This is a genomic window from Cryobacterium sp. MP_3.1 (assembly GCF_035984795.1).
GTDB lineage: Bacteria > Actinomycetota > Actinomycetes > Actinomycetales > Microbacteriaceae > Cryobacterium > Cryobacterium zongtaii.
Map to the genome: position 1 here is coordinate 207,865 of NZ_JAXCHV010000001.1, position 12,629 is coordinate 220,493.

13 protein-coding genes are annotated in these 12,629 nt (G+C 70.1%); all 13 read right to left on the reverse strand.

Annotated elements, in window-relative coordinates:
- Positions 1–27: 27 nt before the first annotated feature.
- Positions 28–639, reverse strand: coding sequence for a Trp biosynthesis-associated membrane protein (locus tag RCH12_RS00955; protein ID WP_327015777.1), 612 nt, complete (start codon positions 637–639; stop codon positions 28–30).
- Entirely contained in the window at positions 640–2,163 is a 1,524-nt protein-coding gene (locus tag RCH12_RS00960; protein WP_103431878.1) for an anthranilate synthase component I, read from the reverse strand.
- Entirely contained in the window at positions 2,160–2,522 is a 363-nt protein-coding gene (gene hisI, locus RCH12_RS00965; protein ID WP_088456270.1) for a phosphoribosyl-AMP cyclohydrolase, read from the reverse strand. The genes RCH12_RS00960 and hisI overlap by 4 nt, the downstream gene beginning before the upstream one ends.
- Positions 2,519–3,283, reverse strand: a complete 765-nt coding sequence (gene hisF / locus RCH12_RS00970; protein ID WP_103431879.1) for an imidazole glycerol phosphate synthase subunit HisF — start codon at positions 3,281–3,283, stop codon at positions 2,519–2,521. Before hisF ends, hisI begins: the two co-directional genes overlap by 4 nt.
- A gap of 2 nt (positions 3,284–3,285) precedes the next feature.
- A complete protein-coding gene (gene hisG / locus RCH12_RS00975) occupies positions 3,286–4,125 on the reverse strand; it encodes an ATP phosphoribosyltransferase (RefSeq protein WP_327015778.1) in 840 nt (279 codons plus the stop codon).
- A gap of 59 nt (positions 4,126–4,184) precedes the next feature.
- Positions 4,185–4,448: a phosphoribosyl-ATP diphosphatase gene (locus RCH12_RS00980; RefSeq protein WP_103431881.1), complete on the reverse strand. Its 264-nt coding sequence runs from the start codon at positions 4,446–4,448 to the stop codon at positions 4,185–4,187.
- 25 nt (positions 4,449–4,473) lie between these two features.
- Complete coding sequence (gene rpe / locus RCH12_RS00985; RefSeq protein WP_103431882.1) at positions 4,474–5,139, reverse strand: ribulose-phosphate 3-epimerase; 666 nt, start codon at positions 5,137–5,139, stop codon at positions 4,474–4,476.
- Between the two features lie 48 nt (positions 5,140–5,187).
- Positions 5,188–6,633, reverse strand: coding sequence for an RsmB/NOP family class I SAM-dependent RNA methyltransferase (locus RCH12_RS00990; protein WP_327015779.1), 1,446 nt, complete (start codon positions 6,631–6,633; stop codon positions 5,188–5,190).
- Positions 6,630–7,547, reverse strand: coding sequence for a methionyl-tRNA formyltransferase (fmt, locus tag RCH12_RS00995; protein WP_327015780.1), 918 nt, complete (start codon positions 7,545–7,547; stop codon positions 6,630–6,632). Before fmt ends, RCH12_RS00990 begins: the two co-directional genes overlap by 4 nt.
- Positions 7,548–9,638, reverse strand: a complete 2,091-nt coding sequence (locus RCH12_RS01000; protein WP_327015781.1) for a primosomal protein N' — start codon at positions 9,636–9,638, stop codon at positions 7,548–7,550. It abuts the gene before it with no gap.
- Positions 9,639–9,654: 16 nt separating this feature from the next.
- Entirely contained in the window at positions 9,655–10,848 is a 1,194-nt protein-coding gene (metK, locus tag RCH12_RS01005; protein WP_103431886.1) for a methionine adenosyltransferase, read from the reverse strand.
- Positions 10,849–10,972: 124 nt separating this feature from the next.
- A complete protein-coding gene (gene coaBC, locus RCH12_RS01010; RefSeq protein WP_103431887.1) occupies positions 10,973–12,238 on the reverse strand; it encodes a bifunctional phosphopantothenoylcysteine decarboxylase/phosphopantothenate--cysteine ligase CoaBC in 1,266 nt (421 codons plus the stop codon).
- Positions 12,239–12,268: 30 nt separating this feature from the next.
- Entirely contained in the window at positions 12,269–12,526 is a 258-nt protein-coding gene (rpoZ, locus tag RCH12_RS01015) for a DNA-directed RNA polymerase subunit omega (RefSeq protein ID WP_066595628.1), read from the reverse strand.
- Between the last annotated feature and the right edge of the window lie 103 nt (positions 12,527–12,629).

Here is a 12,629-nt window from a genome sequence, read left to right on the forward strand (position 1 = left end):
CAATTCTAGCTTGCCGGGTTAGCCAGGTCAGACGGTGGGGTCGTCGCCCCTGGTGAGGCCGTCCCAGTCGTCGACGGCGTCACGGGGGCGCCCCTGGCCGGTCGTGGCATCCGTCGCCGGTTCCAGGCGGGTGCTCTCGTAGCGCGTGGTCGGGCCGGGCCAACGCCGGGCGGTGACGCACACGACGAGGCCGACGATGAGCATCAGGATGCCGGCGGCGAGGGCCAGGAACGGCCAGAAGGTCAGCTCGGCGCTGCTCACCGCCGAGCGGGTGGAGTCGACGCCGGCGAGGCCCGTGGCGGTGGTGACAGCGGCGGCGCTCGCGCCGATCGGGTCCGCCAGCGCCAGTGCGGCGGAGAGGATGACGCTGACTCCGAGGAGCGCTTCGAGCAGGCCCAGGATGGTGCGGATGACCACGCCGGCGATGGTGAGCGCCCCGGCCAGGGCGAGCCCGGCCAGGGCAAGGGCGGTCAGGCCCGGCGCCGCGATGCTGCCGGTGACGTCGAGGACCTGCTGGGTGGTACCGTCCGCGGCGAGCCGCACGGTCACCCAGACCTGGGTCCAGGCCAGCAGGGCGAGCCCGCTCGCGGCGATCACGGCCAGGATCAGGGTCGGCTTGATGCGGCGCGGTGTGATCATTCAGTACACCCGGGTCATCGCGTTGGCCACGGCGACGGCGCGGAGCGGGGCCGCCGCCTTGTTCTGGGACTCCTGGAACTCCGACGCCGGATCGGAGTCGGCGACGAGCCCACCGCCGGCCTGCACGTACGCGACACCGTTCATGATCGTCGCGGTGCGGATGGCGATGGCCAGGTCGGCGTCGCCGGCGAAACCGAAGTAGCCCACCACCCCGCCGTACACGCCGCGCTGGGCCGGTTCGAGGGAGTCGATGATCTCCAGCGCCCGTGGCTTGGGAGCCCCGGAGAGGGTGCCGGCCGGGAAGGTGGCCCTGAAGACGTCGATCGCGGTCATCTCCGGCAGCAGGTCCCCCTCGACCGAGGAGACCAGGTGCATGATGTGGCTGAACCGTTCGATGCGCATGAACTCCGTCACCTCCACCGATCCGGCGCGGCAGACCTTGAGCAGGTCGTTGCGCGCCAGATCGACGAGCATGAGGTGCTCGGCGCGCTCCTTGGGGTCGCCGGCGAGCTCGGTTTCGAAGTCGGCGTCGGCCTCCGGTGTCGCGCCGCGGGGCTTGGACCCGGCGATGGGATGGGTGAAGACCCGGGTGTTCGCGACCTTCACCAGCGCCTCGGGTGAGGACCCGACGATCGAATACGGCTGGCCGCTGGTGGACTCGAGGCTGAGCAGGTACATGTACGGGCTGGGGTTGAGGCTGCGCAGCACCCTGTAGACGTCGATCGGGTCCGCGGTGCACTCCTGATCGAAGCGCTGCGAGATGACGACTTGGAACACGTCGCCGTCGACGATGTGCTGTTTGGACGTGCCGACAGCGGCGAGGAAATCCGCTCGCTCGGTGCGGTGCTGCGGGGCCGCCGGGGTGGACAGGTCGACCTCGGACACGAAGACCTCGGCCGGCTGGGTGAGCCGGGTCTGCAGGGCGTCCAGGCGTGCCTGGGCGGCCGGCCACAGGGTGTCCGTCGGGTCGGTGCCGTCGTTGAGCACGTTGGCGATGAGCTGCACGGTTCCGTACTTGTGGTCGATCACGACGAGGTCGGCCACGAAGCTGAACGCCTGGCCGGGCACGTCGTAGTCCGCGGGCGGACGGTTGGGCAGTCGCTCGATCTGGCGGATGGCCTCCCAGCCGATGAAGCCGACCAGGCCGCCGGTCAGCGGCGGGTGCTCGGGCAGCCGCGGGGTCTGCCAGCGCTCGTAGAGGTAGGCGAGCGCGTTGAGCGGCGCCAGGTCGGTGGCGCCACCGAAGGCCCGCTCGGCGGAGACACCGTAGTCGAGCCAGGCGGTGTCGTCGCCGGACTGGGTGAGCACGCCGAAGGACGACACCCCGACGAACGAGAACCGCGACCAGATGCCGCCCTGTTCGGCGGATTCGAGCAGGAAACTGCCCGCGGTGCCGTTGGCGAGTTTGCGGTAGATGCCCACCGGCGTCTCGCCGTCGGCGAAGAGCTCCCGGATCACCGGGATCACCCGGTGCTCGCCGAGCAGGCCGGTGAAGGTCTCCAGCGTGGTCGAGCCGGCGCTCATCGCTGAGCCTCGGGGAGAATCCCGGTCACGTCGATGCCACGGCCGTCGAAGCAGGTGTGCGTGCCGGTGTGGCAGGCCGCGCCGATCTGCTCGACCTGAACGACGAGGGTGTCGGCGTCGCAGTCCAGGGCCGCTGACCGCACGAACTGGGCGTGGCCGGAGGTGTCGCCCTTGCGCCAGTACTCCTGCCGGCTGCGGGACCAGAAGGTGACGCGGCCCTCGGTGAGGGTGCGTCGGAGGGCCTCACGGTCCATCCAGCCCAGCATCAGCACCTCGGCGCTGTCCCACTGCTGGATGACGGCGGGCAGCAGCCCGGTGGCGTCGAAGCGGGCGGAGTCCAGAGCGGCGTCGACGTTCATCGGCGCACCACCATTCCGGCGTCGGCAAGCTCACGCTTGACGTCGCCAATCGTCAGGTCTCCGCTGTGGAAGACGGAGGCGGCCAGCACGGCGTCGGCTCCCGCCGCGATCGCCGGCGGGAAGTGCTCGAGAAGGCCGGCTCCCCCGGACGCGATCACCGGGACGCTGCTGAGCTCGCGCATGATCGTGATCAGTTCGAGGTCGAAGCCGGCCTTGGTGCCGTCGGCGTCGATGCTGTTCACCAGCAGTTCGCCGGCTCCCAGTTCGATCGCCTGGCGGGCCCAGGCGAGGGCGTCCAGGTCGGTTTCGGTGCGGCCGCCGTGCGTGGTGACCACAAAACCGGAGGGCATGCGCTGGCTGCGTTTGACGTCGAGGGACAGCACCAGCACCTGGGCGCCGTACCTGTCGGCGATCTCGGAGATCAGCGCCGGCCGCAGGATGGCGGCGCTGTTCACGCCCACCTTGTCGGCGCCGCTGGCCTGCAGCCTGGACACGTCGTCGACGCTGCGGATGCCGCCGCCCACGGTGAGCGGGATGAAGACCTGCTCGGCGGTGGCCCGCACCACGTCGTAGGTCGTCGAGCGGTCGTCGACGGTGGCTGTCACGTCGAGGAAGGTGAGTTCGTCCGCGCCCTGCTCGTAGTACCGCTTGGCGAGTTCGACGGGGTCACCGGCATCGCGCAGGTTCTGGAAGTTGACACCCTTGACGACGCGGCCGTTGGCCACGTCGAGGCACGGGATCACTCGAACGGCGAGGCCCATGGTTACAACCGGGCGTTGTGGATCGAGGTGACGAGGATGGCGCGGGCGCCGAGCTCGTAGAGCCGGTCCATCACGCTGTTGGTGTCCAGCCGCGGGATCATCACCCGTACGGCCACCCAGTTCGGGTCGCGCAGTGACGAGATCGTGGGCGACTCGATTCCGGACGCGGCCTGGCAGGCGGCGTCGAGGTTGTCCACGTGCACGTCGTAGTCCACGAGCACGTACTGGCGGGCCACGAGCACGCCCTGCAGGCGACGCAGCAGGGTGTTGATGCCCGGGTGTTCGTTCTCGGAGGTGATGAGCACCGCCGTCGACTCGAGGATGACCGGGCCGAAGATCTGCAGGCCGGCCTTCCGCAGGGTGGAGCCGGTGGAGACGACGTCGGCGACGGCATCCGCCACGCCGAGCTGGACGGCGGATTCGACCGCGCCGTCGAGGGTGACCAGGTCGACGGTGACGCCGTGACCGGCCAGGAAGGTGCCGACCAGACCGGGGTAACTCGTCGCTACCCTGAGGCCCTCGAGGTCGGTGAGCTCGCTGAAGCGGCCGGCGGGCCCGGCGAAGCGGAAGGTGGAATCACCGAAGTCGAGGCTGGCGATCTCGCCGGCGGTCGAGCGGGAGTCCAGCAGCAGGTCACGGCCGGTGATGCCGACGTCCAGCGCGCCGCTGCCGACGTAGGTGGCGATGTCGCGGGGACGCAGGTAGAAGAACTCCACGTCGTTGTGCGGGTCGGAAACGACCAGGTCGCGCGAGTCGCGGCGGCCGTTGTAGCCGGCCTCCGACAGCATCTGGGCGGCGGTCTCGGCGAGCGAGCCCTTGTTGGGCACAGCGATTCTCAACATGTCAATCTTTCCAAAGGTGGGTCTTGCCGAAGGCGGGTGGGTTTCGCGAGGTGACGACATCACAGATGTCGGTAGACGTCCTCGGGGGAAAGCCCCTTCGCCACCATCAGGACCTGCAGGTGGTAGATCAGCTGCGATATCTCTTCAGCGGTTTCGGTGTCGCTCTGGTACTCGGCGGCCATCCAGACTTCTGCGGCCTCTTCGACGATCTTCTTGCCGATGGCATGCACCCCGGCGTCAAGTTCACGGACGGTACCGGACCCAACCGGGCGGTCAAGAGCCTTCTGGCTCAGCTCAGCGAACAGGTCGTCGAATGTTTTCACCTCTACAGGTTACCGGTCCGGCACGCTAGTGCGCGTGCGCGTGCAACTCGGCGGCCGAGCGGAGCCGGGCGATCTGCCCGGCCGGGTCGCCGTTGAAGACGCTGGATCCGGCCACGAAGGTGTTGGCGCCGGCCGCGGCGGCCTGTGCGATGGTGTCCTCGGTGATGCCACCGTCGACCTGCAGCCAGACGTCGAGGCCCCGCTGCCGCACGGCGTCGGCCAGGAGGCCGAGCTTGGGCATCGTCGACGCCATGAAGCTCTGCCCGCCGAAGCCCGGCTCGACCGTCATGACCAGCACCTGGTCGAACTCCTCGAGCAGGTCGAGGTAGGGCTCCACCGGGGTGCCGGGCTTGAGGGCGATGCCGGCCCTGGCGCCGATGGCGCGCAGGCGCCGGGCCAGGGCGACGGCATCCGTGGCCGCTTCGGCGTGGAAGGTCACCGAGTAGGCGCCGGCCTCGGCGTATGCGGGCGCCCAGCGGTCGGGGTCGTCGATCATCAGGTGGATGTCCAACGGGATCGGGGACACCTGCAGGAGGCGTTCCACGACCGGCAGTCCGAGGGTGAGGTTCGGCACGAAGTGGTTGTCCATGACGTCGACGTGGGCGAGGTCGGCGGTGCTGATGCGGCCGAATTCCCTCTCCAGGTTGGCGAAGTCTGCGGCGAGAATGCTCGGGTTGATCCGGGTAACCATGGTTTCACCCTACCGAATCGCCGCCGGCGGGCCGCTCAGTGCGGCCCGTCAGTCCGGCTGCCGCTGCAGCAGGGTGATGAACATCGCGTCGGTGCCGTGCCGGTGCGGCCAGAGCTGCACGCTGCCGGGGTCGCCGGCCAGGTCCAGCGGCTGCACGGCCAGGCCCTGCACCACTGCGGCCGTGTCCATCGGCGCGATCTTGTCGCCCCAGGCCTTACGGGCGGTCGCCACGATCCCCCGGGTCTCGGCGATGTGCGGCGAGCAGGTGACGTAGGCCAGGATGCCGCCGGGCTTGAGGGCGCCGAGGGCCGCGTGGATCAGGGCGGACTGCAGGTCGGAGAGCTCCGCGACGTCCTTGGGCTGCTTCCGCCAGCGCGCCTCGGGGCGCCGGCGCAGGGCGCCGAGCCCGGTGCAGGGGGCGTCGAGCAGGATCCGGTCGAAGACCTGGGGCTGGTCTTCGCCGACCCAGGTGCCGTCCATCTCCCACACTGGCACGTCGGCGGGAACAGCGGCCAGCGCCGCCCGCACCAGCTGTGCCCTGGCCGGGACGACCTCGTTGGCGACGAGGCTGGCGCCGCCGTTCAGGGCCTCCGCGGCGAGCAGGGCGGCCTTGCCGCCGGGTCCGGCGCACAGGTCGAGCCAGCGCTCGCCCTCCACGACCGGGCGGGCGCGGCTGAGGGCGAGGGCGGCGAGTTGGGAGCCCTCGTCCTGCACCCGCAGGCGGCCGTTGCTGTCTTTCATCAGGTGGTGCGGGTCTCCCCCGGCGAGTACGAAACCCGTGGGCGAGAAAGCATTGGGGTCGCCCAGCTCGGCGGTGTCGCCGGCGAGGCCGGGCAGCGCCACCATGTTGACCCGCGGTGCGGCGTTGTCGGCGGCGAGGAGCTCTTCGAGTTCAGCTTCGCGACCCTCCTGGCGCAGGGACAGCCGGAACGCCCGCACCACCCAGACCGGGTGTGAGTACAGGGCCGCGAGGGTGTCGTCCGGCGACGTGGTGTCGGCGAGGATGCGTTCGCGCCACTCGTCGGCGCTGACTCGGGCGATCGCGCGCAGCACACCGTTGGTGAAGCCCGTCGCGGAGCGGGAGCCCACCTGGCGGGCGAGTTCGACGGATTCGTTGACGGCGGCGTGGGTGGCGACGCGGGTGGCCAGCAGTTGGTGCGCGCCGAGCCTGAGCACGTCGAGGATGGCCGGGTCGATGGCCGTGACGGGCCGGCCGGCGGCCTCGGCGATGACCCTGTCGTAGAAGCCCTGCATGCGCAGGGTGCCGTAGGTGAGCTCGGTGGCCAACGCGGCATCCGCCGTGTTGAGGGCCGCCCGCTGGATGCGGGTGGGCAGCAGCAGGTTCGCGTATGCGTCGGATTCCCGGACGGCCGCGATCACCTCGTAGGCGACCCGGCGGGCGGGCTGCACGACGTGACTTGGACGTGCAGCGCTCGTGCGGGCAGCGTTCGTGCGGGCGGTGTTCGGGCGGGAGTCGCCCCGGCGGTCGCTCATGAGGCGATCACCTCGGATGCTGCCACTCCGCGCCACCAGTCAAGTGCTTTCATTGGGGTTTTTCCTGCCGGTTGTACGGTGATGAGTTCGAGCGGCTCCGTGCCGGTGCCGATCAGAACGCGTTTGTCGTGGAGGGTGATGTGGCCGGGGCTGAGGCCGGGTTGGCCGTGTGCCGGCGCCACGTCGTGGAGTTTGAGTCTGGCGCCGTCGATCTCGGTGAATGCGCCGGGTTCGGGGGTGACGCCGCGGATGATGGCGTGGACCCTCTCACCGGGCAGCGTCCAGTCCACCCGCGCGTCGGCGAGGCTGAGCTTGGGGGCGAGGGTGACCTCGCCGCTCTGTTCGACGGCCCGGATGCTGCCGGCGGCGAGGTCGTCGACGACGCGTCCGAGCAGTTCGGCACCGCTGTGGCTGAGGCTCTCCAGCAGAGTGCCCGCGGTGGCGTGCCGGCCGATGGGCGCCCTGAGCTCGGCGAAGACGGCTCCGGCGTCGAGGTCGGCGACGAGCTGGAACACGGCGGCGCCGGTCTCGGCGTCTCCGGCCATGATCGCGCGTTGCACGGGCGCCGCACCGCGCCAGCGGGGCAACAGGGAGAAGTGCAGGTTGATCCAGCCCAGACGGGGCGCGGAGAGCAGGGGCTCGCGCACCAGGCCGCCGTAGGCCACGATGACGCCGAGGTCGGCGTTCAGGGCGGTGATGGCCGCGGTCGCGTCGGCGTCGAGCCGGTTGGCCTTGATGACGGGCAGGCCGAGGCTTTCAGCGGCAGCGGCCACCGGTGACGGGGTGAGCACGCGTTTGCGACCGAGGGCGGCATCCGGGCGGGTCACCACGGCGGCGATCTCATGGGCAGAGGAGGCCAGGAGGGTCAGGCTGGGCACGGCGACCTGTGGGGTCCCGGCGAAGACGAGTTTCATTTACAGCAGCTCCGGGTCGTCGAATCGTACTTTGAGTGTAGGTGCAGGGCGGAACGCGGCGCCCTTGGGCTTGCGTCGGCTGGCCGCGTTGCGCACGATGGCGGCCTTGAGGGTGCGGGCGACCTCGTCGCCGAGCGGGTAGCCGAACCGGACGATGGCGCGCACCAGCGCGGGCCCGCCGGTCTTCTGGGCAGGGCCGGCGGGGTCGTGGCTGACCGGGCCGAGCACGTCGAGACCTGGCAGCTCGGCCAGCGACTCGATGGCGGTCTCCACCTCCGCGGTGGTTCCGGTGACGGAGGCCACCCGCACCGCCGGGGGGAAGCGTAGCTGGCGGCGGTCGGCGAGTTCGGCGGCGGCGTAGGGACCTGGCTGCCAGGTGTTCAGGGCGTGGGCGAGGGCCCCGCCCACTCCGGCGAGCATCACGGAGGCGCCGGGAGCGGCCAGCGCGGCGGCGTTGGCCCACCAGCGCAGGCAATCCTCCCCCACCCGCAGCGACTCGCGGGCGAGCATCCGTTCGCCGTCGAGCAGCAGGATGGCGCTGTAGCCGTTGCGGGGTATCGGCTCGGCGCCGCGGGTGGCGATCACCAGGGCGGGCTCCGGCCCGATGGTCTGCACGGTGTGCTCGCCGTCGGCGACGATCACCCGGGAGCCGGGGAAGGCCCGGCCGAGCTCCTCGGCGGTGCGACCAGTGCCGACGGTGACCACGCGCAGGGTGGTGGCCTCGCAGTGCGAGCAGTGCCAGCCGGCGGCGAGGTGGCCGCACCAGCGGCAGGCGGGGGTGGCGTTGGCAGTGGCGAGGGCCAGCGGTCCCTGGCACTGAGTGCATCGGGCGGCTTTTCCGCAGGAGCGGCAGGCCAGCATCGGTGCGTAGCCGGGACTGGCGACCTGCACCAGCACGGGTCCGTTCCGCACGGCTTCCTTCGCGGCGAGCCACGCCGCTGACGGGATGCGGGCGGCCCTGGCCTGTGCGTCGGGTTCGGACTGGAAGGTGGTGGGGATCACCCGGGGGTGGCTGTCGCGGGTGGGGTGCACGGCGCGCAACCAGCCGATCTCGACCAGTCGTTCGGTCTCCACGCTGCGCGAGTGGCCGATGAAGACCAGCGCGCAGTCGGCGGCCTCCCGGCGGATCAGGGCGGCGTCGCGGGCGTGCACGTAGGGACTGAGCTGTTCGCCGTAGAGCGGGTCGCCGTCGTCCCACAGCACGATCAGCCCGAGGTCGTGCGCCGGGGCATACACCGCGGACCGGTTGCCGAGGATGATCCGCGGCCGGCCCTCGAGGAGGGTGAGGAAACCGCGGTAGCGGTCCGGATTGCTCTGCCTGGCGTCGACGCGGACGACGTCGTCCGCGGGCGCCAGCGTCGTCAGGGCGGCCTGAAGCTGGTCCTGATCGCGGTAGTCCGGCACCACCAGGATGCTGCTCTTGCCCTGGCGCAGCGCCGATACGGCGAGTTCGGCCATGGTGATAGCCCAGGTACCCACGGTGCTGCCGCCGTCGTCCGGGCCGGACAGGCGCACCAGGCTGGGCACCGCGGCGACGCAGACGCGCAGCCGGTCGGCCACGATGGTACCGAGCGTTTCCGGCGGGTATTCGGCGAAACCGGGTTCGGCCAACGGGCCGGCCGGATTCGTGGCCGACGCATCGGGTGTGACGTCCCGGGCGGCGAGCCAGGCCTTCTCCACCCGCACGGCGCGGGGCGGCACGGCCAGGCGCACGATGTCGCTCGCGTTGCCGGCCGCCCGGTCGGCCAGGCGCCGCGCGAGCTGCCAGACGGACTCGGTGAGCACGGGTACGGCAGACACTATCGAGTCGACCGGGCTGAGCTTGCCGCTGTAGCCGGTGTCGGCGCCGCCGATGCCGTCCAGGGTCGCCCCCTCGGTCGGAGCGACCGTCGCCGCGGCCTTCTTCGGATCGATCAGCTCGATCAGGTAGCCGTCGGCCACGCGGTTCGCCGAGCGCAACGGAACCCGCACCCGCACCCCGGGCTGGGCGAGGTGCGCCAGCTCGTCGGGAATGGCGTAATCAAAGAGATGGTCCAGTTGCGGCAGGGGCGAGTCGATCAGCACCCTCGCGATGAGGCCGGTGCGGGTCATCTGCGGCCTCCAGGCTTCAGAGTCCGGCTGCGCTTCTCAGGTCATCAACCCTGTCGAGTCGTTCCCAGGTGAAGTCGGGCAGTTCGCGGCCGAAGTGGCCGTAGGTCGCGGTCTGGGCGTAGATCGGCCGCAGCAGGTCCAGGTCGTGGATGATCGCGGCCGGTCGCAGGTCGAAGACCTCGCGGATGGCGGCGGTGATGTCCTTGTCCGGCAGGGCGCCGGTGCCGAAGGTTTCCACGTAGAGGCCCACCGGGGAGGCGGTGCCGATGGCGTATGCCACCTGGATCTCGAGTCGCTCGGCCAGTCCGGCGGCAACGGCGTTCTTGGCGACCCAGCGCATGGCGTATGCGGCGGAGCGGTCGACCTTGGACGGGTCCTTGCCGCTGAACGCACCGCCACCGTGCCGGCTGGAGCCGCCGTAGGTGTCGATGATGATCTTGCGTCCGGTGAGTCCGGCGTCGCCCTGGGGTCCGCCGATCTCGAACCGGCCGGTGGGGTTCACCAGGGTGCGCAGATTGCTCGCGTCGAGGTCGACGCGCTCGAGCACGGGCTTGATGACGAGTTCGGCGATCTCGGCGCGCAGCTGGTCGGTGCGCACCGACGGGGAGTGCTGGGTGGAGAGCACGACGGTTTCGACGGTGCGGGGAATGATGCCGTCGTAGCCGATGGTGACCTGGGTCTTGCCGTCGGGCCGGAGGTAACTCAGTTCACCGGACTTGCGGACCTCGGCGAGGCGTTCGGCCATGCGGTGCGCGATCCAGATCGGGATCGGCATCAGTTCGGGGGTCTCGCGGGTGGCGTACCCGAACATGATGCCCTGGTCGCCGGCGCCCTGGCGGTCGTAGTCGTCCAGGCTGTCCTGCTCCCGGCTCTCGTAGGCGTCGTCGACACCCTGGGCGATGTCGGGAGACTGCCCGCCGATGGAGATCTCGACACCGCAGGAGCGGCCGTCGAACCAGACGTCGGAGGAATCGTAGCCGATGTCGGTGATGCACTTGCGCACGATCGACGGGATCTCGACGTAGCCCGCCGTGGTGACCTCACCGGCCACGTGCACGAGGCCGGTGGTGACGAGAGTCTCCACCGCGACCCGGCTGTGCGGGTCTTCCGTGAGGAGGGCGTCGAGGATGCTGTCGGAGATCTGGTCGCAGATCTTGTCCGGGTGGCCTTCGGTGACCGACTCCGAGGTGAAGAGGCGAAGATCGCTCATCGGGGCTCGTCTCAATTCTTGGATAAATGTGCTGCGGTTGAATGGTGTGCGGGTGCGAGCATGCCTGATCGCTCAGTACCCGGGTGACGCCGGCCTGGCTGACACCGGCCCGGGCGACACCTTCTCAAGAGACGGGTGCGTCCGCTCGGAGGGCGTCGATGCTGCTGCCCAGGATGCTGTCGAGAATACGGTGGGCCACCGACAATTTCGTTCCGTCGGCCTCCATCACTATATCTCCGGCGCCGTCCAGGACCTCGATTTGATTACGTTCGGTGGCGAACCCCTGGGTCCAGCCGACCCTGTTGAGCACCAGGAGGTCGCAGCCCTTGCGGAGGATCTTGGTGCGGCCGAGTTCGCGGCGCGCCGTGTCGTCGGCTTCGGTTTCGGCGGCGAACCCCACGATGACCTGGCCGGGGCGCCGCTCCTGCACGAGGCCGACGAGCACGTCGGGGTTGCGCACCAGGTCCAGGGTGACCCGGTCTCCCGCCACATCCTTCTTGATCTTGCCGTCCTGCACCTCCGCCGGCCGGTAGTCCGCGACGGCGGCGGCCATGATGACGATGTCTGCGGCGGCGGCGGCGTCCCGCATCGCCTGCTGCAGTTCCAGGGTGGTGCTGACGCTGTGCACGGAGACGCCGGACGGTGCAGCGATCTCCAGGTGCGCGGCGACCAGGGTCACGACGGCTCCCCTGGCCAGGGCGGCTTCGGCCAGCGCGACGCCCTGGCGCCCGCTGGACCGGTTACCGAGGAAGCGCACGGGGTCAAGGGGCTCCCGGGTGCCGCCGGCGCTGATCAGCACGTGCCGGCCGGCCAGGTCCGGAAGCTGAACACTCGCGGGGGTGTCCGCGCGATGGGCGGCCAGGGCGGCGAGGGCGGCGTCCACGATGGTGTCGGGTTCCTCCATCCGGCCCTGGCCGGAATCGGAGCCGGTCAACCGGCCGGTGCCCGGCCCGACGATGGTGACCCCCCGACGGCGGAGGGTGGCGATGTTGGCCACCGTGGCGGGGTTGTTCCACATCTCGGTGTGCATCGCGGGGGCGATCACGAGCGGGGCGGTGCTGGCCAGGATGGTGTTGCCCAGCAGGTCGTCGGCCAGACCGAGGGCGATCTTGGCGATGCTGTTGGCGGTGGCCGGGGCGATCACGATGAGGTCGGCGGACTGGCCGATGGCCACGTGACGCACCTCGGCAACGCCCTCGTAGAGGTCGGTGTGCACGGGGTTGCGGGAGATCGCCTCGAGCGTCGGCTTGCCGACGAACCGCAGTGCAGCCTCCGTGGCGACGACGTGGACGTCGTCCCCGAGCAGCACAAAAGCGCGCACGACGTTGACGGCCTTATAGGCAGCGATTCCGCCGGTTACCCCGACGACGATCGTGCGACCAGTCGACATCCTGCGCGCTTACGTGAGAGCTGCGTCGAGTTATTCGACGATGGGCTTCGAGGTGAGCTTGTCCTCGTTGATTTCGCGCAGCGCCACGGAGAGCGGCTTGTCGTCGACGGTGGAGTCGACGAGCGGTCCGACGTTGTCGAACAGGCTGCCTTCGTGAAGGTCTGCGTAGTAGTCGTTGATCTGGCGGGCGCGCTTGGACGCGAAGATCACCAGGGCGTACTTGGAATCGACCTTGGTGAGCAGGTCGTCGATGGGCGGGTCAATGATGCCAGTGGGCTTGTTGGGCACGCTGTCACACTCCTTCATGCTGTTCAAGCAAAATGTACGGGCTGCGCGGTCATTACATTGGTTTCCGTGGCCGGAAACCGGACATTGACCACGATGATGCGCC